At 64.0% G+C, this 23,849-nt stretch carries 17 protein-coding genes; 15 read left to right on the top strand and 2 right to left on the bottom strand.

Features of this window, described 5'->3' with window-relative positions; genetic code table 11:
• Positions 1-6 precede the first annotated feature (6 nt).
• The 7 genes from AC4HIX_RS11900 (at position 7) to AC4HIX_RS11870 (ending at position 10,219) form a co-directional block, all read left to right on the top strand.
• Complete coding sequence (locus tag AC4HIX_RS11900; RefSeq protein ID WP_475053555.1) at positions 7-1,080, top strand: ABC transporter permease; 1,074 nt, start codon at positions 7-9, stop codon at positions 1,078-1,080.
• 6 nt (positions 1,081-1,086) lie between these two features.
• Entirely contained in the window at positions 1,087-2,769 is a 1,683-nt protein-coding gene (locus tag AC4HIX_RS11895) for an ABC transporter ATP-binding protein (RefSeq protein WP_475053553.1), read from the top strand.
• A 4-nt stretch (positions 2,770-2,773) separates the two neighbouring features.
• A complete protein-coding gene (gene nirB / locus AC4HIX_RS11890; RefSeq protein ID WP_475053551.1) occupies positions 2,774-5,215 on the top strand; it encodes a nitrite reductase large subunit NirB in 2,442 nt (813 codons plus the stop codon).
• Positions 5,212-5,544, top strand: coding sequence for a nitrite reductase small subunit NirD (gene nirD / locus AC4HIX_RS11885; protein ID WP_475053549.1), 333 nt, complete (start codon positions 5,212-5,214; stop codon positions 5,542-5,544). Before nirB ends, nirD begins: the two co-directional genes overlap by 4 nt.
• Positions 5,544-8,174, top strand: a complete 2,631-nt coding sequence (locus tag AC4HIX_RS11880) for a molybdopterin-dependent oxidoreductase (RefSeq protein ID WP_475053547.1) — start codon at positions 5,544-5,546, stop codon at positions 8,172-8,174. Before nirD ends, AC4HIX_RS11880 begins: the two co-directional genes overlap by 1 nt.
• An 11-nt stretch (positions 8,175-8,185) precedes the next feature.
• A complete protein-coding gene (gene cobA / locus AC4HIX_RS11875) occupies positions 8,186-8,971 on the top strand; it encodes a uroporphyrinogen-III C-methyltransferase (RefSeq protein ID WP_475053544.1) in 786 nt (261 codons plus the stop codon).
• 552 nt (positions 8,972-9,523) lie between these two features.
• Positions 9,524-10,219 (top strand): hypothetical protein, encoded by a 696-nt coding sequence (locus AC4HIX_RS11870; protein ID WP_490399106.1) that lies wholly within the window; start codon positions 9,524-9,526, stop codon positions 10,217-10,219.
• Here the strand turns inward: AC4HIX_RS11870 and AC4HIX_RS11865 are convergent.
• Together AC4HIX_RS11865 and AC4HIX_RS11860 are read right to left on the bottom strand one after the other, a co-directional pair.
• Positions 10,157-10,825, bottom strand: a complete 669-nt coding sequence (locus tag AC4HIX_RS11865) for a hypothetical protein (RefSeq protein WP_475053539.1) — start codon at positions 10,823-10,825, stop codon at positions 10,157-10,159. The two genes, AC4HIX_RS11870 and AC4HIX_RS11865, sit on opposite strands and share 63 nt — an antisense overlap.
• 440 nt (positions 10,826-11,265) lie before the next feature.
• Positions 11,266-12,822: a trimethylamine methyltransferase family protein gene (locus tag AC4HIX_RS11860; protein WP_475053538.1), complete on the bottom strand. Its 1,557-nt coding sequence runs from the start codon at positions 12,820-12,822 to the stop codon at positions 11,266-11,268.
• A gap of 490 nt (positions 12,823-13,312) precedes the next feature.
• On the opposite strand from AC4HIX_RS11860, the gene repA reads away from it, so the two are divergent.
• The 8 genes from repA (at position 13,313) to hutU (ending at position 23,760) form a co-directional block, all read left to right on the top strand.
• Positions 13,313-14,488 carry a plasmid partitioning protein RepA gene (gene repA, locus AC4HIX_RS11855; RefSeq protein ID WP_475053536.1) on the top strand — a complete coding sequence of 392 codons (1,176 nt, stop codon included), beginning with the start codon at positions 13,313-13,315 and terminating at the stop codon, positions 14,486-14,488.
• Positions 14,488-15,462: a plasmid partitioning protein RepB gene (gene repB / locus AC4HIX_RS11850; protein ID WP_475053533.1), complete on the top strand. Its 975-nt coding sequence runs from the start codon at positions 14,488-14,490 to the stop codon at positions 15,460-15,462. Before repA ends, repB begins: the two co-directional genes overlap by 1 nt.
• Positions 15,463-15,641: 179 nt before the next feature.
• A complete protein-coding gene (gene repC, locus AC4HIX_RS11845) occupies positions 15,642-16,781 on the top strand; it encodes a plasmid replication protein RepC (protein WP_475053531.1) in 1,140 nt (379 codons plus the stop codon).
• A 363-nt stretch (positions 16,782-17,144) separates the two neighbouring features.
• Positions 17,145-18,458 (top strand): MFS transporter, encoded by a 1,314-nt coding sequence (locus AC4HIX_RS11840; RefSeq protein WP_475053528.1) that lies wholly within the window; start codon positions 17,145-17,147, stop codon positions 18,456-18,458.
• 115 nt (positions 18,459-18,573) lie between these two features.
• Entirely contained in the window at positions 18,574-19,782 is a 1,209-nt protein-coding gene (gene hutI, locus AC4HIX_RS11835; protein WP_475053526.1) for an imidazolonepropionase, read from the top strand.
• Entirely contained in the window at positions 19,779-21,302 is a 1,524-nt protein-coding gene (gene hutH / locus AC4HIX_RS11830) for a histidine ammonia-lyase (RefSeq protein WP_475053523.1), read from the top strand. The genes hutI and hutH overlap by 4 nt, the downstream gene beginning before the upstream one ends.
• Positions 21,299-22,081: an N-formylglutamate deformylase gene (hutG, locus tag AC4HIX_RS11825; protein WP_475053520.1), complete on the top strand. Its 783-nt coding sequence runs from the start codon at positions 21,299-21,301 to the stop codon at positions 22,079-22,081. Before hutH ends, hutG begins: the two co-directional genes overlap by 4 nt.
• Complete coding sequence (gene hutU / locus AC4HIX_RS11820; protein ID WP_475053517.1) at positions 22,078-23,760, top strand: urocanate hydratase; 1,683 nt, start codon at positions 22,078-22,080, stop codon at positions 23,758-23,760. The genes hutG and hutU overlap by 4 nt, the downstream gene beginning before the upstream one ends.
• Positions 23,761-23,849 lie beyond the last annotated feature (89 nt).

Genomic DNA, 23,849 nt, shown 5'->3' with positions numbered 1-23,849 from the left:
TTCCCCATGACAACCGTTGACCCCGCATCGCTCAACACCGAGGCCCGCCGGGCCAGGCTTTTCAACCGCATCAGCAAGGCCGACGCCTGGTTTCAGGTACTGGGCCTCGCCTGGATCACCCCCATCCTGAAGGCCGCAGCGGGCGACAACCCGCGCGCCCAGGCCAAGGAAATCTGGCGCCTGCTGGCGGTGCCGCTGCTGGCCATTCTCGGGTTCCTGCTGCTGTGGGGCACGCTGGCCCCGCGGGTGCAGACCTCGCTCGGCGCCATCCCCGGACCCGCCCAGGTCTGGGCGGAAGCCGTCAGCCTGCACCAGGACGCGCAGCAGAAGGCGGTCAAGGAAGCCGCCTTTTACGAACGGGTCGACCAGCGCAACGAACGGCTGATTGCCCAGGGCAAGGCGGACCAGGTCAAGGACATCCCCTATACCGGCGCGCCCAGCTATTACGATCAGATCTGGACCTCGATTCAGACCGTGTTCTTCGGTTTTTTGATCGCGGCGATTGTGGCCATCCCGCTGGGCATTCTGGGCGGGCTGTCACCGCTCGCCAATGCGGCAATCAACCCGCTGGTGCAGATCTTCAAGCCGGTCTCGCCGCTGGCCTGGCTGCCGATCGTGACCATGGTGGTCTCGGCGCTTTATGCCAGCAATGACGGGCTGTTCGCGAAATCCTTCCTGGTCTCCGCCATCACCGTGACCCTGTGCTCGCTGTGGCCGACGCTGATCAATACGGCGCTTGGGGTGGCCTCCATCGACAAGGATCTGGTGAATGTCTCCAAGGTCCTGAAGATGAGCACCCGCGCCAAGATCACCAAGCTGGTGCTGCCCTCAGCGCTGCCGCTGATCTTCACCGGGCTGCGGCTGTCGCTCGGGGTCGGCTGGATGGTGCTGATCGCCGCCGAAATGCTGGCCCAGAACCCCGGCCTTGGCAAATTCGTCTGGGACGAGTTCCAGAACGGCTCCAGCCAGTCGCTCGCCCGCATCATCGTCGCGGTGCTGACCATCGGCATCATCGGCTTCCTGCTGGACCGGGTTATGTACGCGCTGCAGTCGCTGTTCACCTTCTCAAACAACCGGTGACCCGTCATGAGCATTCTTGAATTCAAAAATGTCTGCAAAAGCTTCGGCGAAGGCGCAAACCGCACCGGCGTGCTGAAAAACATCAGCCTCAGCGTTCAGGAGGGCGAGTTTCTGGTGCTGCTGGGCTTCTCCGGCACCGGCAAGACAACGCTGATCAACCTGATGGCGGGGCTGGAGACACCGACCTCCGGAACCGTAACCTTCAAGGGCCGCCAGATCACCGGCCCCGGCCCCGAGCGCGGCGTGATCTTCCAGAATTACTCTCTGATGCCCTGGCTGACAGTGGCGGGCAACGTGGGACTGGCAGTGGACTCGCTCTTTCCCGGCCTGGCGGCTGGCGAAAGGCAGGCCAAGGCAGCGCATTACATCCGGATGGTCGGCCTTTCCCACGCCGCCAGCCGCCGCCCGGCGGAGCTATCGGGGGGCATGCGCCAGCGGGTCAATGTGGCGCGGGCGCTGGCGATGGACCCGGAGGTGCTGCTGCTGGATGAGCCCCTGTCGGCGCTGGATGCGCTGACGCGCGCCAACCTCGCCGATGAGATCGAAGCGATCTGGGAGGCGGACAAGAAGACCTGCGTGTTGATCACCAATGACGTGGACGAGGCGATCCTGCTGGCCGACCGCATCATTGCGCTCAACCCGGACGGCACGCTGGGAGAGGAGTTCAAGGTCACCCTGCCCCGCCCGCGCGACCGCAGCGCGATGAACCACGACAAGACCTTCAAGACGCTGCGCGCCGGGATCACCGGCTACCTCATGGACGCAGGTATCAAGGGCAAGACCGGCGGCGACAGGGTGCTGCCGGATGTGACCCCGATCCACAAGCTGCCAGCCGCGGTTGCCGAGGCCGGCAAGTCGATGGCCGAAGAACGCTACCTGGATTTTTCCCAGCTCCACAAGATCTACCCGACGCCGAAGGGGCCGCTGACCGTGGTCGAGGATTTCAACCTCAAGATCAACAAGGGCGAGTTCATCTCACTGATCGGCCATTCGGGCTGCGGCAAGTCCACCGTGCTGACCATGGCAGCCGGGCTGAACCCGATCTCCAAGGGCGCGATCAAGCTGGACCGCCGTCATGTGGAGGGCGCCGACCCGGAGCGCGCGGTGGTGTTTCAGTCGCCAAACCTGTTCCCCTGGCTCAGCGCGCGGGAGAACTGCGCCATCGGCGTCGACAAGGTCTATCCCAAGGCCAGCCAGGCGGAACGGCAGGACGTGGTGGAATACTACCTCGAACGTGTCGGCCTGGCGGACGCGATGGACAAGCCCGCAAACGCCATGTCGAACGGCATGCAGCAGCGGGTCGGCATCGCCCGTGCCTTTGCGCTCTCGCCCAAGCTGCTGCTCTTGGATGAACCCTTCGGCATGCTCGACAGCCTCACCCGCTGGAAGCTGCAGGAGGTGCTGATGGAGGTCTGGAGCCGCACCAAGGTGACCGCGATCTGCGTGACCCATGACGTGGACGAGGCGATCCTGCTGGCGGACCGGGTGGTGATGATGACCAACGGCCCGCAGGCCACCATCGGCAAGATCACCGAGGTCAACCTGCCCCGCCCGCGCACCCGCAAGGCGCTCTTGGAGCACCCGGATTACTACACCTACCGGCAGGAGGTGCTCGATTTCCTCGAGGAATACGAGCACGGGGCGACACCCAAGCCCAAGGCAGCCGCAAACCAGATTGCAGCGGAGTGAGACCATGACCCAGAAACTCGTCATCATCGGGGCCGGCATGGCCTCTGGCCGGGTGATCGAGCATCTGCTCGACGCGGACCCGGATGCCTATGACATCACCCTGTTCAACGCCGAGCCGCGCGGCAACTACAACCGCATCATGCTGAGCCCGGTGCTGTCGGGCGAGAAGACCTATGAGGAGATCGTCACCCACTCGGACGATTGGTATGCACAGAACGGTGTCACCTGCCGCTTCGGCGAGCATGTGGTGAAGATCGACCCCGAGATGAAAGTGGTCGAGGGCGAGAACGGCCATGTGCCTTACGACAAGCTGGTGATCGCCACCGGCTCCGCCCCCTTCATCATCCCGGTGCCGGGCCACGATCTGCCGGGGGTGATTTCCTACCGCGACCTGGACGACACCAACGCGATGATCACCGCCGCCGCCAATGGCGGCAAGGCGGTTGTGATCGGCGGCGGCCTCTTGGGGCTGGAGGCGGCCGCGGGGCTCAAAGAGCGCGGCATGGATGTGACCGTGCTGCATCTGATGGGCCACCTGATGGAACGCCAGCTGGACGAGGCCGCAGGCTACCTCTTGCGCAAGGATCTGGAGGCGCGTGGCATCACCGTGAAGACCCAGGCCTCTACCAAGGCGATCCTGGGCGAGGACCGCGCCGAAGCGGTGCTGCTGGAAAGCGGCGAGACGCTGGGGGCGGATCTGGTGGTGATGGCGGTGGGCATCCGCCCGGAAACCCGCCTCGCCACCGATGCGCATCTGGATGTGGCGCGCGGCATCGAGGTGAACGCGCAGATGCAGACCTCGGACCCGGATATCTACGCGGTGGGCGAATGCGTGGAGTTCGGCGGCCATCTGTTTGGCCTCGTCGCGCCGCTCTATGATCAAGCGAAGGTGCTGGCGGACAGCCTGCTGGATCAGCCGAATGCCTTCGTGGTCAAGGAACTGGCCACCAAGCTCAAGGTCACAGGCTGCGACCTGTTCAGCGCCGGGGATTTCGCAGAGGGTGAAGGGCGCGAGGATATCGTCTTCCGCGACCCGGCCCGCGGCATCTACAAGCGGCTGGTGATCGAGGACGACCGGCTGGTCGGCGCCGTCATGTATGGCGATACCGCCGATGGCAGCTGGTTCTTCGGCCTGATCAAGGACGGCACCAACATAGATGAGATGCGCGAGACGCTGATCTTCGGCCCGGCCTTTCAGGGGGGCGCCTCCGCGGACCCTCTGTCAGCCGTTGCAGCCTTGCCGCCTGAGGCGGAGATCTGCGGCTGCAACGGCGTCTGCAAGGGACAGATCACCAGCGCCATCAAAGGCGGCGCCAACGACCTCGGCGCGATCCGCGCCACGACCAAGGCCAGCGCCTCCTGCGGCACCTGCACCGGGCTGGTGGAGCAGCTTCTGTCGGTGACGCTGGGCGACGATTACGCCGCCCCGCAGGCGCAGCCCATCTGCGGCTGCACCCATCACACCCACGAGGACGTCCGCCGCCTGATCAAGTCTCAGGAGCTGAAAAGCCAGGCGGCGGTCTGGCAGGAGCTTGGTTGGACCACCCCAAACGGCTGCCATGTCTGCCGCCCGGCGGTGAACTACTACCTGCTGGCGGACTGGCCGCTGGAATACCGCGACGATCCGCAGAGCCGTTTCGTCAACGAGCGCAAGCACGCCAACATCCAGAAGGACGGCACCTTCTCGGTGGTGCCGCGCATGTGGGGCGGCATCACCACCCCGGATGAGCTGCGCGCCATTGCCGATGCCGCGGACAAATACGATGTGCCGACGGTCAAGGTCACCGGTGGCCAGCGCATCGACCTATTGGGCGTCAGAGGCGAGGACCTGCCTGCGATGTGGTCCGATCTGAACAAGGCAGGCCTCGTCTCTGGCCACGCCTATTCCAAAGGGCTGCGCACCGTGAAGACCTGCGTCGGCACCGACCACTGCCGCTTCGGCACGCAGGACAGCACCGGCCTTGGCATCAAGCTGGAGAAGCACCTCTGGGGCTCCTGGACGCCGCACAAGCTGAAGCTGGCGGTCTCCGGCTGCCCCCGCAACTGCGCCGAGGCGACCTGCAAGGACATCGGCGTGGTCTGCGTTGACAGCGGCTATGAAATCCACGTGGGCGGCGCCGCGGGCATGGAGATCAAGGGCACCGAGATCCTGTGCAAGGTGGCCACCGAAGAAGACGCGATCGAGGTGATCTCGGCGATGACCCAGATCTACCGCGAAAACGCCAAGTACCTGGACCGGATCTACAAATGGCTCGCCAAGGTCGGCCTCGACTGGGTCAAGGAACAGATCGTGGAGGACGTTGAGAACCGCAAGGCGCTCGCCGCCCGGTTCGAGCTCTCGCAATCCGTCTACCGCAAGGACCCCTGGGCCGAACACGCGCAGGACAGCACCACCCGGGCGCAATACGCGCCGCTTGCCAATCTCACACTGGAGGCTGCCGAATGAGCTGGATCGACATTGGCCATATCGACGACATCCCGCTGCATGGCGCGCGGGTGGTGAAAACGCCCGTGGGCTGCGTCGGCTTGTTCCGCACCGGCCCGTCGGAGGTCTTTGCAGCCTCCGACCGCTGCCCGCACAAGGGCGGGCCGCTGTCCGAAGGCATCGTGCACAGCCAAAGCGTGACCTGCCCGCTGCACAACTGGGTGTTCGACCTCAACACCGGCGAGGCGCAGGGCGCCGACGCCGGCCGGATCGAGACCTACCCGCTGCGGGTCGAGGCAGGCCGCCTCCTGCTCGACGGCGCCGCCGTCGGCAAGCGGAGCGCGGCGTGATGGCAGGCCCCGGCTGCAAGGAGGTCCGTTCAACTTGTCCCTATTGCGGCACCGGCTGCGGCGTGCTCCTGCGCCCGGACGGCCAGGGTGGGCTGGCGGTGCGCGGCGACCCGGACCACCCGGCCAACCGCGGGCGGCTCTGTTCCAAGGGGCTGGCGCTGGGGGAAACCCTGGGGCTGGAGGGCCGCCTGCTGGCGCCGCAAGTGATCGGGCAGGAAACGGATTGGGACAGCGCACTGGATCTGGTGGCCGCCAAGTTCCGTCAAGCCGTGGAGGAGCACGGCCCGGGCAGTGTCGGCTTCTACCTGTCGGGGCAGATGCTGACCGAGGACTATTACGTCGCCAACAAGCTGATGAAGGGCTTTCTCGGCTCCGCCAATATCGACACCAACTCGCGCCTGTGCATGGCTTCGACCGTGGCCGGTCACAAGCGCGCCTTTGGCACCGACACGGTGCCCGGCACCTATGAGGATCTGGACGAGGCGGATCTGATCGTGCTGGTGGGCTCCAACCTCGCCTGGTGCCACCCGGTACTGTACCAGCGCATCCTGGCGGCACGCGAAGCCCGCGGCACCCGGCTGGTGGTAATCGACCCCCGCCGCACGGCGAGTTGCGAGCAGGCGGACATGCACCTGAAGCTGCGCGCGGGCAGCGATGTGGCGCTGTTCAACCGCCTGCTGGCGGCGCTCTATGAGGGCGGCGCGCTGGATGCAGACTACCTTCGGCACGTGGAAGGGCTGGGCGCGGCGCTGGAAGCCGCCTTTGCCTCTGATGCCGCGGTGACCGGGCTGGAGGAGGCTGAACTCGCAGCGTTCTGCGATCTGTGGATGCGCACCGAAAAGGTGGTGACCATCTTCAGCCAGGGCGTGAACCAATCCACCTCCGGCACCGGCAAGGTGAACGCCATCCTGAATTGCCACCTGGCAACCGGCCGGATCGGCAAGCCCGGCTGCGGGCCGTTCTCGGTGACCGGCCAGCCCAACGCCATGGGCGGGCGCGAGGTGGGCGGGCTGGCCAATATGCTGGCCTGCCATATGGATCTGGAGAACAGCAGCCACCGGGCTGCGGTGCAGAAATTCTGGGGCGCCCCTGCGATACCCGACCGCGCGGGCCTGAAAGCGGTCGACCTGTTCCGCGCCGCAGGCGACGGGCGGCTCAAGGCGCTGTGGATCATCCACACCAACCCCGCCGTTACCATGCCGGAAGCCGATGCTGTACGCGCCGCGATCCAAGCCTGCGACTTCACCGTGGTGAGCGACATCACCGCCGCGACCGATACGGCGCGGCTGGCGGATGTGCTGCTGCCGGCCGCGGCCTGGGCGGAAAAGGACGGCACCGTCACCAATTCGGACCGCACCATCAGCCGCCAGCGCGCCGTTCTTCCTGCGCCGGGCCAGGCCCGCCCGGACTGGGACATTCTGGCCGATACGGCCAGGCGCATGGGCTGGGCCAAAGCCTTTGACTATCAGACCCCGGCGCAGATCTTCCGGGAGCACGCAGAGCTTTCGGGGATCGCGGGCCGTTTCGGGCTGGATTTCGATATCTCCTGCCTCAGCCGTATGTCCGATGCAGACTACGGCGCGCTCCACCCGGTCCGCTGGCCGGTCAGCAACAGCCGTCAGGGCGGGCGCTTCTTTGCAGAGGGGAAGTTCTATCACCCAAACGGCAAGGCCCGGATGCTGCCGGTCCGCTGCCAGCCGCCGGCGGCTCCCCCTAGCGCTGATTTTCCGTTCCGCCTGAATACGGGGCGCATCCGCGATCAATGGCATACGATGACCCGCACCGCGCAGTCCCCGCGCCTGTCGGGGCACCTTGCCGAGCCTTTCGCCGACATCCACCCGGAAGACGCCCGCAAGCTGGGGGTCCAGTCCGCCGACCTGCTGCGCCTGCGCAGTCCGCATGGGCAGGCGATCCTGCGGGCGCGGATCACGGCGGATGTGCAGCCCGGAGACCTGTTCGTGCCGATGCACTGGACGGGGGAAACAGCACCGTCGGCGCGCGTCTGCTCCTTGGTTGCCGCTGCGACCGACCCGGTGTCCGGCCAGCCCGAAAGCAAGGCTTCGGTGGTGGCCGTGGAGCGCCTGCAAGCTGCCTGGTATGGCTTTGCCGTGTCCTGCCGGCCGATGAAACCCGAGGCAGAATACTGGGCCATGGCGCGGACGGAGACCGGATACCGCGCGGAACTTGCCGGCCTGACGCCGCTCTGCGATCCGGAGGCCGCGGCGCGCAAGATGTTCGCCTTGCCCGATGCCGAAATCCAGATGATGACCGACAGCCGCAGGGGAATTGCCCGGTTAGCCTTGCACCAAGGCGGCAAGCTGATGGCGGCGCTGTTCATAGCGCCGGAGCCGGTTGCCGTCCGCCGCGACTATCTGGCGGGATTGCCTGGCACCGGCATGGCAGAGGTACTGACCGGACAGCCGGCGGAAGACCTGCCGGATCCCGGCCCGGTGGTCTGCTCCTGCTTCAATGTCGGGGCAAACACGATCCTGCGGGCCATCGAGACGGGCAGCCTCGTCAGTGTCGCCGATGTCGGCGCGGCGCTGCAGGCGGGCACCAGCTGCGGCTCCTGCCGCTCAGACATTGCCGGGCTGCTGGCACGCCCCCGCTTCAAACAGGCCGCAGAATAGAGAGCTTGCAAATGACACATCTTTCCGTACCGCCGGTCCCCTCCGGCACACTCGCACTGGTCGGGGCCGGCCCCGGCGCCAGCGACCTCCTGACGCTGCGGGCCGTGCGCAGGCTGCAGCAGGCTGACACGGTGTTCTACGACCGCCTGGTTGACCCCGAAGTCCTTGAACTGACCTCCCCCGCCGCCAGGCGGATTTTCGTCGGCAAACATGTCGGAGCGCATTCCTGGCCGCAGGAGAAGATCAACAGGGTGATGGTTGCGGAGGTGCTGAAGGGCCGCCGCGTTGTCCGCCTCAAATCAGGAGATCCGGGTATTTTCGGGCGTGCAGCGGAGGAACTGGAAGCGGCGCGTGCGGCAGGGATCAACGCGGAAATTGTGCCCGGCATCACTGCCGCCTGCGCCGCCGCCGCCCAAACAGGCATTCCGCTGACTGAACGCGGCGTTTCCGACACGCTGGTGCTGACCACAGCGAAATGCAAGGCCGGCGACCCGCTGCCCGATTGTGCCCGCCATGCCAAGCCGGGAACCACGATTGTCTTTTATATGTCCGTCCAGCAGGCCTCGCGCGTAAGCGGCGCGCTGCTCCGCCTCGGCATCCCCCCGCGCACGCCGGTGGTTATTGCCGTTGATGCGGCCAAACCGGGCGCGCGAACCGTGTTCTGCGACATCGGAACGATCCCGGAAGCAGTGAGACAGCACGCAATAACCGGCTGCGCAACACTCATCATAACCTGGCCGAAGACCTGCGCAGAACAGACGACGCCTGTGACAGGGAATGTCCAGATGGCGCTTTAGGGGCGACATTAACTGCTAACCTTATGAGGCCAGCGAAGGATTTCCACCTGTCTGCCGGTGCCGGGGCTAGTTTAACCGCCCCTTCCGGAGCTCGATGAGACCACGCAGCGCACGCAAAAAGACCCCGCGGTCGCGATGGCCAACTTGCGATAGCATCGAAATCACCTCGCTCTGCTCCCGTGTCAGCGTACCGCAAGACTCCGGCATGTCCGGCGAAACCATGTGGGCCCGTGAGACCAGCAGCGCAAGCGACCTCTGGTCCAGTCCTTCGGTCAGATCAGACCAAAAGCCAAGGCTTCTTCCGGACGCCTCGCAGGCCTTTCTCAGGAGCTCGCGTTCGCCTTGGGACAAGTCCCGGCCGCCCCCGGCGTGAAAAAACTTTTTGTCTGTCTGCTCCAATAGAAACTCGCCTATTCATAAACTGCGCACACGCATTGATTGTTGATGCTTAGACTGATAGGTGTCAACTATTGGTTTAATAATTCACATATGTAAACTTTTGAGGCGAGGATGATAGCTGACCGCATTGATGCTGCCTGCAAGGTCGCTGGTGTGAAATTGAAGACAGCCTGCACGATTTCGGGCGTCAATTACGGCACGCTCCGAAGCCAGATGAGGAATAACCGCGAAATCCCCGCGTCCTCGCTGGCGCTTCTTTCCGCCGGCCTGCGCGTTCCCATCCAGTTCTTCTTTGACCTCCCCGGTGAAAACCTGTCGTCTGTAACCCGACTGAACCGCTGGTGGGCGGCAGAGGCCGCCAATACGGAACATGCCGCGTGCTCCAGGGCGGGTTTCAACGTGACAACGGACCACATTCTGGATTGGTACCACCAGGAAGGCGGTCAGCTGAACAACTGGGAGTGGTTTGAGGACCAGATTGACATCTACGAGCCTCTAGAGCCTACGGACCGGATCATGCACCCGATCCAGATCGGCAAGCGCAGCGCCGCCGCAGAGCGGCTGATGCTTGCCGGGAACCGTGACTTTTACCGCATCGTCGGATCCTTCGAAGAGAAGATTATTCAGCGCGCAATGCATTCGCATAGAATGCTCAGCGAGGTTCCGTACATCGTCACTGATGAAGAATTGGACGTGCTCATCAAGGGGTTGCGGGTGCGCGGCGGCTACCGCAAGGTGACAATGCGGGTCACCGGCCCCCAAGGAGAGCCGGTGACTGCTGTTTTCTCAAAGCTGACCTGGCTCGACACTGCTGACAATGTGCGAGAAGTGGACCGCGTTGAGGCCTAGGATCATCTGATCGTTTGCCAGGCCTTCCGGAACCGGATCCGCCCAGGAAATCGCGTTACGGTATTTGCCGTTGAAACCGTAGTCATCCGCCAGGCGGCGGTGCTTGTAGGCAATGATCGTGTACATCCAGTCAAAGTCCCACCGCGAGGCGGCCAGCAGCTTCACATATTGTGCGAAATCGCCAAGCCTGCGGATGCCACCCCGTTCGTCCGGCGCAACTTCGATACCGCCGAAGTAGATAAGCCTGCCCTGGAATTCATCGACCAGCGGCTGCGAGACGCTCGCCACGACCCCGTCGCGGCCGCCATAGCGGGAGGATGCGAGGCCCCGGAAGTAGTTCCCGAAGTCCTTGCTTCCAAGGTCCACACTCTTGGCCGAGATGCAGGTAATGCAACGGTCTTCCCTTTTCAGGAAGAGCCAGAATGCCCTGCCCGAATTCAGGTCGTCTGCACTGACCTCGGACATCGGATGGACGCGCTTCTTTCCCACATCCTCAAGAAGGGCTGGCAGCTGTTCCGGGTTGGTACACACATGGAGGGTCAGGCCATCTGCGTTGAACCTGTCTTCAATAGCCCGCATGTGTGTGAGGATGCTCTTACGTTCCATGTTTTTCTCCTTACAAAAATGGAATGCTGCACTCGCAATGCGGGTGCAGGTGTAAGGTTTCCCTCATTTTTAGTTGTAGAACAGGTCTTTCCCGCAGGTTGCAGAGCGCCGGGCCGGGTAAGCACCAGGAATTCTGCGGGCCGACCGGTTTCCAGCAGCGGAAAGGCCGGTTTAGGTCTTGAAATAGGTGCCGGCGGCGCCGGATCCGGCGCAGATGGGCCAAAACGGGCAGGTTTCGTCCCCGCCCGTCCAGACGTTGCGGGCCGTCAGTTTCACCAGCGTATTGTTCAGCGCTCTGACTTCGGCATTGGCAGTGGTTCAGGGCCATTATTCGCAGGCAAAGCGCGTAAGTGGATGTGGTTTCCCGCAATCTTCCTGTGCTTGCCCTGAAAAAAGAAAGCCCGCCCGGTTTAAGGGGCGGGCCAGTCGGGGAGGAAAGATCAGTAGCTCTGATTCAGCTCATCCGCCGCGGGAATTTCGCGCTCGCGCCGGGCGATGTAGTCGAGCAGTTCCTCGTTCTTCGCCTCATCCAGCTTGGGCTCTTCGTAATCCGCCAGCAGCTTTTTGGCGCGGGTCAGGGCGCGTTCGGTGATCTCGACGCTGCCTTCGGCCTGCCATTGCTCGATCGAGTTGTTGTCGAACAGCTCCGGCATGAAGAAGGCTTCCTGGAAGTTCGCCTGGGTGTGCGGGTGGCCCAGGTAGTGGCCGCCGGGGCCGACATCGGGAACCGCCGCAATGGCCTGGTCGAAGTCGTGCCATTTCGGGCCTTCCGCCATCCGGTAAGCCATCGCGCATTGCTCCGCATCGACGATGAACTTGGCAACCGAGCAATGCATCCCGGCCTCGTTCCAGCCCGCCGAGTGCCAGATGTAGTTGGCGCCGGCGTGGACGACAGCCTGAAGGGTGGTTGCGGATTCGTAACCTGCCTGCGCGTCAAAGGTCTTGGCGCCGCCCAGGGTGTTGGAGGTCCGCCACGGCACATCGTAGTAGCGCGCCATCTGGCCGATCATGAAGTTCATCAGCGAAATCTCGGGCGTGCCCGCCATCGGCGCGCCGGATTTCATCGAGACGGTCGACAGGTAGTGGCCATAGATCGCCGGCGCGCCCTTGCGGATCACCTGGGTGTAGGCCAGTGCGCTCAGCGCCTCGGCGTTCAGCTGCGCCACGGTCGCGGGGACCGAGGCCGGGGTGTTGGCGCCGCCCAGGACAAAGGGCGAGCACAGCACCGGCTGCTTGCGTTTGCAGAAGGCGCGCATCGCGCCCAGCATGGTTTCATCCCAGACCAGCGGCGAGTTGCCGTTGCAGTTGCCGGTGGTGACCGGGTGATCCTCCAGGAAATCCTCGCCGAACAGGATCGCGCACATCTCCATCACGTCTTCGGCGTTCTTGGGGCTGGTGGTCATGCCCATGAACGTCTTGTCGGAGTATTTCATCGACGAATAGGTGATCCGCAGGTGGCGCTGGCTGATCGGATGATCATAAGGCTCCACAATGTGGTGGGCCGAGGAATGCAGGGCCGGCATCATATGCGCCAGCTTGTGGAACATCGCCAGGTCTTCCAGCATCGGATTGCGGCGCACGTCCTCCAGGTCGCGCAGGAACGGCGCGCCGGTCATCGGCACAAAGATCGAGTGCTTGCCGCCCAGGCGCACGTTCTTCTTGGGGTCGCGCGCGTGGTAGGTGAAATCGCTGGGGATGGTTGCAATCAGCTCCCGCACCAGGCCGCGGTCGAGATAGACCAGCTCGCCCTCGACCTTGGCACCGGCTTTCTTCCAGTCCTGCAGCGCAATGGGGTCGCGGAACTGGACGCCGACATTCTCCAGGATGTCCATCGAGGCATTGTCGATCATCTCGACCTGGGCTCCGTCCATCACCTCGCACAGGGGGATGTTGCGGGTCAGGCCCGGCAGCATGTCGAATTTCGGCGCGGTGCGCAGGGCGCGGCGGGCGTTGCGGCCGCCGGAGCGGGTGCGCGGGACAGTGGCTTGCTCATTCATGGCAGGGATCTCCTTTGACCGGCAGTTTCGCCAAAGGATTGGGGTTTCACCTGCAGGATTGCGAAATACGGTTGCAAAAACCGACATTCCATTTGAAGGATCCGCCTTGAGGGCGCGGAAGCCGCTGCCGGTGCGCGGGCGAAGGGGTTGTCACCGCCTGTATAGACCCTGATTAGAGCCTGTTTTGCTTTCTCTGCGGGAGTTTCCGGGCCGGGGCGAGTCGCGCGCGGACTCCGGTTGCGGATCGTGCACAGTGCGGAAGCGATTTTGGCGCCTCCCCTGCCCCGTTCGTCCTGAAAGTCATTTTGCTTATTCATTTCAGTTACTTATTAGCGTTTTCTGCCCAACTCCCGCAAGCCGGCAAAAAACCTAATATCCGGTCTGCAACCTGTAAATGAAGGAATCTATTGCAAAACGCTGTTCGCATTGCGTATAGAAACGATAAATAAAGCGCTGACGCAAAACAGCGTTACTATCGAGAGGGCAGCAGTTGGCAGTAGCACTCCACATCAATCAGCGAATCCGCGAAAACGCGGAGAACCTCAGTGCGGCCCTCGAAAGCCACATGCTGGCCAGTTTTGCGCCGGATGCAAGGAAGGAATTGCGCCTGTTCAGCGCCGGGGAAGCGGCGGAGATGCTGGGCATCTCCCCCAGTTTCCTGCGCAAGCTGCATTTTGAAGGCAAATTCCCCGAGGTGCACACCACACCGGGCGGCCGGCGCCATTATTCCGCGGCCGATCTGCTGGAAATGCGCAAGATCCTGGATGCCTCGGCCAAGACGCCGGGCACCTACCTGCGCGGCCGCCGCGAGGGCGACAAGGTGCAGGTGCTGTCCTTCCTGAACTTCAAGGGCGGATCGGGCAAAACCACCTCGTCCATTCACACCGCGCAGCGGCTGGCGCTCAAGGGCTACCGGGTGCTGGCGGTGGATATCGACCCGCAGGCGTCCTTGACGACGCTTTTCGGCTATAGGCCAGAGGTCGATTTCCTGGAAACAGGGACGATTTATGACGCGATCCGCTATGAAGACCCCCTGCCCCTGCGCCAGATCATCCAACAGACCTATTTCACCGGCCTCGACCTGGCGCCGGGCGGTCTGATCCTGCAGGAGTTCGAGCATGAGACCCCGCAGGCGCTGATCAACAACGTGCAGCCCGCGTTTTTCGCGCGCATGGCCGCAGCGCTGGAGGAAGTCGAGAAAGATTACGACGTGATCATCTTCGACTGCCCGCCGCAGCTGGGCTATCTGACGATGTCTGCGCTCTGCGCCTCCACCGGTGTGATCATCACCGTGGTGCCGAACATGCTCGACATCGCCTCGATGTCGCAGTTCCTGCAGATGTCGGCCGAGTTGCTGGATGTCGTCTCGAATGCCGGGGCAGCTCTGGAGTTCGATTTCCTGCGGTTCCTGATCAACCGCTACGAGCCGAACGACGGACCGCAGCAACAGGTGGTTGCATTCATGCGGCAGCTTTTCGGCGAGGAGGTCATGGTCGCCCCGATGCTGAAATCCACCGCGATTTCCGACGCGGGCCTGACCCAGCAGACGGTTTATGAGGTCGAAAGATCCCAGTTTCACAGGTCAACCTATGACCGTGCGGTGGATTCACTCAATCAAGTGAACGATGAAATAGAGTCGCTCCTTCAACAAGCATGGAGGCGTTGATGGCACGCAAAGGCATTCTCAGCACGGCACTCAACAGCCCGGCAGCATCCGCTGGCGGGCCGAAACCCAAGATGATGCCGCGCGGCGCGGTCGGGGCGCTGCAATCCTCGCTCAGCAAGCTGCAGGAAAGCGCGGTGCAGGAAATCGACACGGCCCTGATCGAAGACGCGGGCTACGAGGACCGTCTGGGCATGGATGGGGCCGCCTTCAACCAGTTGAAGGACAGCTTGCAGACCTACGGCCAGCAGGTGCCGGTGCTGCTGCGCCCGCATCCCAAGACGCAGGGGCGGTTCGAAATCGTCTATGGCCGCCGCCGTCTCAAGGCGCTGCGCGAGCTGGGCCTGCCGGTCAAGGCGATGGTGCGCCAGCTGGACGACCACGCACTGGTGATGGCCCAGGGCCAGGAAAACACCTCGCGCCAGGACCTCAGCTTTATCGAAAAGGCTGCCTTTGCGGCGCAGCTGCAAGCGGATGGCTATGGACGGCAGACAATTGCCGCCGCGCTGTCCATCGACCTGCCGATGGTGTCGCGGATGCTGAAGGTCGGCACTGCCTTTGATCTGCCCTTCCTGCGGGCCATCGGTTCTGCCCCCGGCATTGGCCGCGACCGCTGGATGATGCTGGTCAAGCTGTTCGACGACCCCGCGGCACGGTCCCGGGCCCACACCCGGACAAACCGGCCCGATTTCACGACTTATGACTCCGACGGGCGGTTCGAGGCCGTTCTAAAGCACGCCCAGGGGGTGACCCAGGCGCCGGAACCAGCCCCTGCCCCGCCCAAGACGCGCGCCCTGCCCGGCAGCAACGGCGCTGAGGTCGCAGGCATCAAGACCACCGCCAAGGGCATCACCCTGACGATCTCCGGCAAGGACACGCCCGGTTTTGACACCTGGTTCGACGCCCACGCGGAGGAGATCATGGCAGAGCTTCACGGCCGCTGGCAGCAAGACCAGCCTGAGCAGCCGGAAGAGTAACAAGAGCAGAGAAAACAGGACAGGAGGCACGTAGCAGGCAAAAGAAAAGCCCCCCAGGACATTACATCCCAGAAGGCCGTTCTCAGATTTAGCACCTTTGGAATAGCCTCTCAGACTCGTCAGTGTCAACTCCATGCGCCGCATGGGGGCGGGTATTTTTTGTCTTTCGTGAAAAAATCATGGAACAGGCGTCCCAAATCGCATTTGGGCGGCAGGATCCGTGCGGCCGGCTGGCAGGTACCCACGACAAGTGGGACCTTCTGGCTGCGCTCACGCACGCCGCCGCGGAATTCGAGCTGAGCCACCGCACCCTAGGGGTGCTGAAGGCCTTGCTCACCTTCTTTCCAGACCGGGCGCTGCCTGCGGAGCCGGACAGCGCTGTCGTGTTCCCGTCGAACCGCAAGCTGATGGAGCGGCTCAACGGGATGCCCGAAAGCACCCTGCGCCGCCATCTGGCCGCTCTTACCCGGATCGGCATTGTCAGCCGGAAAAACAGCCCCAACCGCAAGCGCTACGCGCGCCGCAGCGGCGATCAAACGGCGCTGGCCTTCGGGTTCGATCTGTCCCCCCTCGCCCGGCACGCCGGCCAGATCTTTGACGCCGCGCTGGAGGCCAAGGCACGTGCCGAGCATCTGGCGGTCCTGCGCGACCGGGTTGCCGTACTGCGGCAGGAATTGCAGGAACTGGCGTGCGGCGCTGCTGAGTTGCTGGAAGCTGCCCGCAAACTCCTGCGCCGCAAACCCTGTGAAACCGAATTGAACAATATGGCCGAAGCCCTGCGTGGTGAAATTGCCAGCCGTACACCTGCGGAAGCCCCCCAGGTCTCCAAGACTCCTGCACGCGTTTTGAGCGCCAGCGGCAGCCGGAATGAGCGGCACATACAGTATTCAATAAAAAAAGATTCTGACTCTGAAGCGGCGCAAGCCGAAGCGCCCTCCCCTCAGGCCCAGCATTCAGATTCAAACGTTAGAGCAGCTGAGAAAGCCAATGACCTGACCACCGTCCTGCGCGCCTGCCCCGAAGTGCAAAGCTACTATCCGGGCGGGCTGCGCAGCTGGCAGGATGCAGACCGGATTGCAGAGAAGTTGTCGCCGATGATGGGGATCGAAATGCCCGTTCTCAGCGATGCACGCGCCGCTATGGGCCGCAAAGATGCGGCAACTGCCGTAATGTGCATTCTGGAGAAGCTGGGCTCTATCCGAAGCCCCGGCGCCTATCTGCGGCGTCTGGCGCAAAAGGCACGGGCCGGTCAGTTCTCTACCGCTCCGATGCTGAATGCGCTGCTTCAGACTGCCGGGGCGAGGCAAGTTGTCAGCTGACAATTTTTGCCTAAGGCGGTTTTGCGGTTGGGTAGCAGGCTTGGAATTGCCCCCTGGTGTTTGCGCATTCCCTGCCCTGCAAACTGGTTGAAGCCTGCCTGGTCAGGCCGCTGGAGCAGAATTGCCAGCTGACAATTCTTCCACCCGGTTCGGGTTCTCAGCGCAACGAGCGCCCGTCGGCGAAAACAATTCCGGCTGATCGAAGCGCCGCCTTGGTTCGCTTGCGTATTGCGGGAAACTAAAAATTGTCAGCTGACAATTTTCGCCTCTACCGCTTCGTCCGCGTCATTCCAGGGATTGCCTTTGTTGCATCCGGACGGCCAAAGTGACGGCAACGCTCCCAGCCCAAGGACCCCGCCGCCCATGCTTTCCATTCTGCGCAATCGGACCTACCGGCATTTGTTTCTCGCCCAGATCGTCGCGCTGACCGGCACCGGGCTGGCCACTGTGGCGCTGGGGCTTCTGGCCTTTGATCTGGCGGGCGAGCGCGCGGGTTTGGTGCTGGGCACCGCGTTGACGATCAAGATGGTGGCCTATGTCACCGTGGCCCCGGTCGCGGCCGCCTGGGCGGAACAGGCCGACCGGCGGAAGATGCTGATCGGGCTGGATCTGGTGCGGATGTCGGTAGCGGTTTGTTTGCCGTTTGTTTCCGAGGTCTGGCAGGTCTATGTGCTGATCTTCGTGCTGCAGTCGGCCTCTGCCGGGTTCACCCCTGCGTTCCAGGCTTCGATCCCCGACGTGCTGACGGAGGAAAAGGATTATACCCAAGCGCTGTCCCTGTCGCGGCTGGCGTTTGAGCTGGAAAGCCTGGCCAGCCCGATGCTGGCCGCGGCGCTGCTGCTGGTGGTCAGTTCCGGCACGCTGTTCTGGGGCACTGCGGCGGGGTTCGCCGGGTCCGCCTTGCTGCTGCTGACAATCGTGCTGCCGTCGCCAGCGCCCAAGGCGCCGAGGCCGGTCTGGGAGCGCACCACCCGGGGCCTCCGAAACTATCTGAGGACGCCGCGGCTGCGCGGGCTGCTGGCGCTCAATTGGGTGGTGTCTGCCATCGGCGCAATGGTGATCGTCAACACGGTGGTGCTGGTGCGCGCAGGCATGGCGCTGCCGGAAAGCTCCGTGGCGCTGGCGCTGGCGGCGTTCGGCGGCGGGTCGATGCTGTCTGCCATGCTGCTGCCGCGGCTGCTGGAACGGCTGCCGGACCGGACTGTCATGCTGGCCGGGGCAGGGCTGAGCATTGCTTGTATGGCCAGCCTGTCGCTGGCCGCGTTTGCTGAACCGCTGACGTTTGCACGGCTGGCAATTGGCTGGGCGGTGATCGGAGCGGGCTGGTCTGCGGTGCTGACACCCTCGGGGCGGCTCTTGGCGCGGTCGGCCCATGCGGCGGACCGGCCGGCCATCTTTGCTGCGCAGTTCACCCTGTCGCATGCTTGCTGGCTGGTTTTCTATCCGCTGTCGGCCTGGCTGATGGCCGCCTGGGGAGGAGCCACGGCGATGCTGGCGCTGGCGCTTCTGGCCGGGGCAGGGCTGATCGCCGCGCAGCGCCTGTGGCCCAAGGACAGCGCATCCCCCGTAGCCCACAGCCATCCGGACTTGCCAGCGGACCATCCGCATCTGCAGGGCGCTCGCCCGCACGCGCATCCGATCATCATCGACGATCTGCACCCGCGGTATCCGCAATAAGAGGCTGAATACCGCTGCCGGGCAGGGCGCGTCGCTTTCATTTTATGACTAGACATAATATCCTAAATGAGTAGCTTATTGCCAAACCGGCAATCAAGCGACTCGGGGGGATTCCGTGACAGGGAACTATGTTCTAACAGGCGCCCGGCTGGCCACGATGGCCAGTGCAGACACGCCTTATGGGCTGATTGAGGACGGGGCCGTTGCGGTCTCCGACGGAAGGATCGTCTGGGCTGGGCCGCGGGAAAAATTGTCAGCTGACAATTTTCCGTGGAAGCACGTGGATCTCGGCGGACGGCTGGTGACGCCGGGGCTGATCGACTGCCACACCCATATCGTCTTTGGCGGCAACCGCGCGATGGAGTTCGAGATGCGCCTGAACGGCGCGTCGTATGAGGAGGTCGCAAGGGCAGGGGGCGGCATTGTCTCCACCGTGTCGGCCACCCGCGAGGCGTCGCTGGAGGATCTGGTTCAGGACGCGCTGCCGCGGCTCGATGCGCTGATCGCCGAGGGCGCCACGGTGGTCGAAGTGAAATCCGGCTACGGGCTGGACCTGGCAACCGAACTGAACATGCTGCGCGCCGCCCGCCGCCTGGGGGAGCTGCGCCCGGTCACGGTGAAAACCACCTTCCTCGGCGCCCACGCGACGCCCGGCGAATACAAGGGCCGCGACGATGAATACATCGACGAGGTCTGCATCCCCGCCCTGCGCGCCGCCCATGCCGAGGGGCTGGTGGATGCAGTGGATGGATTCTGCGAAAACATCGCCTTTGCACCGGGGCAGATCGAACGCGTGTTCAAGGTCGCGCTGGAGTTGGGGCTGCCGGTGAAATTGCATGCGGAGCAGCTGAGCCACCAGGGCGGCACCAAGCTGGCGGCGGACTACGGCGCGTTGTCAGTCGATCACGTGGAATACGCAACCGAGGATGACGCCAAGGCGATGGCCGCCGCTGGCTCTGTCGCGGTTATCCTGCCGGGCGCGTTCTACACCATCCGAGAAACCCAGGCGCCGCCAATTGAACATTTCCGCACCCACGGCGTGCCGATGGCGCTCGCGACCGACTGCAACCCCGGCTCTTCGCCGCTGACCTCCTTGCTGCTGACGATGAACATGGGCTGCACCCTGTTCCGCATGACGCCGGAGGAGGCGCTGGCAGGCGTCACCCGCAACGCAGCGCGGGCGCTGGGGCTGGCGGACCGGGGAGAGATTTCTGCCGGTATGCGGGCCGATCTAGCGGTCTGGGACGTGGAAACGCCCGGAGAGCTAGCCTACCGCATCGGCTTCAACCCGCTTTACACCCGTATCTATGAGGGCAAACAATGATCGAGATGATCCCCGGCACGGTGACGCTGGCCACGCTGGAAGATATCTACCGCAACCTGACCCCGGCCAAGCTGGACGCCTCCGCCCGCGAACCGGTGGAAGCTGCAGCCCGGATGGTGGCAGATGCCGCCGCCGGAGAGGAAGCCGTCTATGGCATCAACACCGGCTTCGGCAAGCTCGCCTCGACCAAGATCGCGCCAGCCGACACCGCCACCCTGCAGCGCAACCTGATCCTCAGCCACTGCTGCGGGGTAGGGGAGGCGCTGCCGGAGGACAAGACCCGGCTGATGATGACGCTGAAGCTCCTGTCGATGGGCCGCGGCGCGTCGGGCGTGCGATGGCTGGTGATCGAACAGATCGAGCAAATGCTGGAGCGCGGCGTGGTGCCGGTGATCCCGTCGCAGGGCTCGGTCGGCGCATCGGGCGACCTTGCACCGCTGGCGCATATGGCGGCGGCGATGATCGGGGCAGGGGAGGCCACGTTCGAAGGCACCCGCATGTTCAGCCTTGACGCACTGAAAAAAGCCGGGTTAGAGCCTATTGTGCTTGGCCCCAAGGAAGGTTTGGGGCTGATCAACGGCACCCAGTTCTCCACCGCTTGCGCGCTGGCCGGGCTGTTTGACGCCTGGCGCATGGCAGAAGCCTCGATGGCGATTGCTTCGCTGTCCACCGATGCCATCATGGGCTCCACCGCGCCGCTGATCGCCGACATCCACACCCTGCGCGGCCATGCTGGCCAGATCGACGTCGCCCAGCAGATGCGGGAGATCATGGACGGCTCGGAGATCCGCGAGAGCCACCGCGAAGGCGACACCCGGGTGCAGGACCCCTATTGCATCCGCTGCCAGCCGCAGGTGGTAGGCGCGGCGCTGGACGTGCTGAGGATGGCCGCCAAGACGCTGGAGATCGAGGCCAACGCCGTCACCGACAACCCGCTGGTGCTGGTGGGGGAGGGGCGCATCGTCTCGGGCGGCAACTTCCACGCCGAATACGTGGGCTTTGCCGCCGACCAGATCGCGCTGGCAGTGGCCGAAATCGGCGCCATCGCGCAGCGCCGGGTGGCGCTGATGGTCGACCCGACCCTGAGCCACGACCTGCCGCCGTTCCTGACGCCCGATCCGGGGCTGAACTCCGGCTTCATGATTGCCGAGGTGACCACCGCTGCGCTGATGAGTGAAAACAAGCATTTGGCGAATCCGTGCGTCACGGACTCAACCCCAACGTCGGCAAACCAGGAGGACCACGTGTCGATGGCCGCCCACGGCGCGCTGCGGCTTTCGAAGATGAATGCGAACCTCTCGGTAATCCTGGGTGTTGAAATGCTCTGTGCCGCGCAAGGGGTGGAGGCGCGTGCGCCGCTCAAGACCTCAGCCCGCTTGCAGGACGTGCTGGCGATGCTGCGCGGGGAGGTTCCCTCGCTGGCGGAGGACCGCTACCTGGCGCCCGACATTGAAACCGCCAGTGCCATGGTCCGCGCGGGCCGCGTGGCGGCGGCTGCGGGCGTGGAGGTGGCGGCATGATCGAAGTGACCCAAGGCAACTCGCCGCTGGTGCTGGGGCTGCCCCACACCGGCACCGAAGTGCCGCCAGAAATCTGGGACAGCCTGAACGAGACCGGCCGGGCGCTGGCGGACACCGACTGGCATATCCACGACCTTTACGCGGGTTTGGTAGAGGAGGTGACAACCGTCCGCACCCCCATCCACCGCTATGTTATCGATGTGAACCGCGATCCCGCCGGAATCAGTCTCTATCCCGGGCAAAACACCACCACTTTGGTACCCATGACCGATTTCGACGGGCTGCCGATCTGGCGCGACGGGCAGGAGCCTGACGAGGCCGAAATCACCCGCCGCCGCGACGCTTATCACGCGCCCTACCACGCCGCGCTGACGGCAGAGCTGGAGCGGGTGAAAGGCATCCACGGTTTCGCCATCCTCTATGACTGCCACTCGATTCGCGGCGACATTCCGTTTCTGTTCGAGGGCCGCCTGCCGGACTTCAACGTCGGCACCAACATGGGCGAAACCTGCGATCCGTCTATCGAAGCCCTCACGGTGGCCCATTGCGAGGCGGCTGAGGGCTATACCTCCACCCTGAACGGGCGCTTCAAGGGCGGATGGACCACCCGCCACTATGGTCGCCCCGCAGGCGGCCTGCACGCCATCCAGATGGAACTGGCGCAGGCCACCTACTGCCAGGAAAGCCCGCCCTGGACCTATCTGCCGAAGCGCGCGGAAGCCCTGCGCACCCATCTCACCAAAATTCTCACCGATCTTCAGACCTGGAGGCCCGCATGAGCGATCCCCGCAAGAACACCCGCGACATCTTCCCGCCGACCGGCCCGGAACTGAACGCCAAATCCTGGATGACCGAGGCGCCGCTGCGGATGATGATGAACAACCTGCATCCCGACGTGGCGGAAAACCCGCATGAACTGGTGGTTTACGGCGGCATCGGCCGCGCCGCGCGCACCTGGAAGGATTTCGACCTGATCGTCGAAACCCTGAAAAACCTTGAGGAAGATCAGACCCTTATGGTGCAGTCGGGCAAGCCGGTCGGCGTGTTCCAAACCCACAAGGACGCGCCCCGCGTGCTGATCGCCAACTCCAACCTGGTGCCGCATTGGGCCAACTGGGATCACTTCAACGAGCTCGATAAGAAGGGCCTGATGATGTACGGCCAGATGACCGCTGGCTCGTGGATCTACATCGGCACGCAAGGCATCGTGCAGGGCACCTATGAGACCTTTGCCGAGGCGGGCCGTCAGCATTATGGCGGCGATCTGAAGGGCAAGTGGATCCTGACCGGCGGCCTTGGCGGCATGGGCGGCGCGCAGCCGCTGGCGGCTGTGTTTGCCGGTGCCTGCTGTTTGGCGGTGGAATGCAACCCCGACAGCATCGACTTCCGCCTGCGCACCAAATACCTGGACGAGAAGGCCGAAACCCTGGACGAAGCGCTGGAGATGATCGAGCGCTGGACCGCCAACGGCGAGGCGAAATCCGTGGGCCTGCTGGGCAACGCGGCAGAGATCTTCCCGGAGCTAGTGGAACGCGCCAAGGCGGGCGGCATCCGTCCCGATATCGTGACCGACCAGACCTCCGCGCATGACCCGGTGAACGGCTACCTGCCGCTGGGCTGGACCATGGGCGAATGGAAGGAACGCCGCGTATCAGAGCCTAAAGCGGTGGAAACGGCCGCCCGCGCCAGCATGCGCGTGCAGGTGAAGGCGATGTGCGATTTCCACGCGATGGGCGTGCCCACGGTGGATTACGGCAACAACATCCGCCAGATGGCGCTGGAGGAGGGGCTGGAGAACGCCTTTGACTTCCCTGGCTTTGTGCCCGCCTACATCCGCCCGCTGTTCTGCCGCGGCATCGGCCCGTTCCGCTGGGCGGCGCTGTCGGGCGACCCGGAGGATATCAAGAAGACCGACGCCAAGATGAAGGAGCTGTTCCCGGAAAACGAGCACCTGCACCGCTGGCTGGACATGGCGGAGGAGCGCATCGCGTTCCAGGGCCTGCCCGCGCGGATCTGCTGGATCGGCCTCGGGGACCGCCACAAGGCAGGTCTTGCGTTCAACGAGATGGTCCGCAACGGCGAGCTGAAGGCACCCGTCGTCATTGGCCGCGACCATCTGGACTCCGGTTCCGTGGCCTCGCCCAACCGCGAGACTGAGGCGATGATGGACGGCTCCGACGCGGTCTCCGACTGGCCACTGCTGAATGCGCTGCTGAACACCGCATCGGGCGCGACCTGGGTGTCGCTACACCACGGCGGCGGGGTCGGCATGGGCTTCTCGCAGCATTCCGGCGTGGTGATCTGCTGTGACGGCAGCGAGGACGCAGAGCGCCGGATCGGCCGGGTGCTGTGGAACGACCCGGCCACTGGCGTGATGCGCCACGCGGACGCGGGGTATGACATCGCCAAGGACTGCGCGCGCGAGCATGGGCTGAACCTGCCCGGCATCCTGGGCTGATTGAGAGAAGGCTGAAATCCGACGCGGATTTCAGCCATGAAAAATCCGATTTTTCATGGCCGTTTTCCGTGCCGGAAAACGGCCCCCTT

The sequence above is a fragment of the Leisingera sp. genome, from assembly GCF_982940295.1.
Note: the sequence above shows the minus strand (reverse complement) of the source record. Positions and strands in the feature narration are given on the sequence as shown.

Bases quoted from the DNA above. Each gene is read 5' to 3' on its own strand.
- AC4HIX_RS11900 (WP_475053555.1), top strand. From the start codon at position 7: ATGACAACCGTTGACCCCGCATCGCTCAACACCGAGGCCCGCCGGGCC.
- AC4HIX_RS11895 (WP_475053553.1), top strand. From the start codon at position 1,087: ATGAGCATTCTTGAATTCAAAAATGTCTGCAAAAGCTTCGGCGAAGGC.
- nirB (WP_475053551.1), top strand. From the start codon at position 2,774: ATGACCCAGAAACTCGTCATCATCGGGGCCGGCATGGCCTCTGGCCGG.
- nirD (WP_475053549.1), top strand. From the start codon at position 5,212: ATGAGCTGGATCGACATTGGCCATATCGACGACATCCCGCTGCATGGC.
- AC4HIX_RS11880 (WP_475053547.1), top strand. From the start codon at position 5,544: ATGGCAGGCCCCGGCTGCAAGGAGGTCCGTTCAACTTGTCCCTATTGC.
- cobA (WP_475053544.1), top strand. From the start codon at position 8,186: ATGACACATCTTTCCGTACCGCCGGTCCCCTCCGGCACACTCGCACTG.
- AC4HIX_RS11865 (WP_475053539.1), bottom strand. From the start codon at position 10,825: ATGGAACGTAAGAGCATCCTCACACACATGCGGGCTATTGAAGACAGG.
- AC4HIX_RS11860 (WP_475053538.1), bottom strand. From the start codon at position 12,822: ATGAATGAGCAAGCCACTGTCCCGCGCACCCGCTCCGGCGGCCGCAAC.
- repB (WP_475053533.1), top strand. From the start codon at position 14,488: ATGGCACGCAAAGGCATTCTCAGCACGGCACTCAACAGCCCGGCAGCA.
- repC (WP_475053531.1), top strand. From the start codon at position 15,642: ATGGAACAGGCGTCCCAAATCGCATTTGGGCGGCAGGATCCGTGCGGC.
- AC4HIX_RS11840 (WP_475053528.1), top strand. From the start codon at position 17,145: ATGCTTTCCATTCTGCGCAATCGGACCTACCGGCATTTGTTTCTCGCC.
- hutH (WP_475053523.1), top strand. From the start codon at position 19,779: ATGATCGAGATGATCCCCGGCACGGTGACGCTGGCCACGCTGGAAGAT.
- hutG (WP_475053520.1), top strand. From the start codon at position 21,299: ATGATCGAAGTGACCCAAGGCAACTCGCCGCTGGTGCTGGGGCTGCCC.
- hutU (WP_475053517.1), top strand. From the start codon at position 22,078: ATGAGCGATCCCCGCAAGAACACCCGCGACATCTTCCCGCCGACCGGC.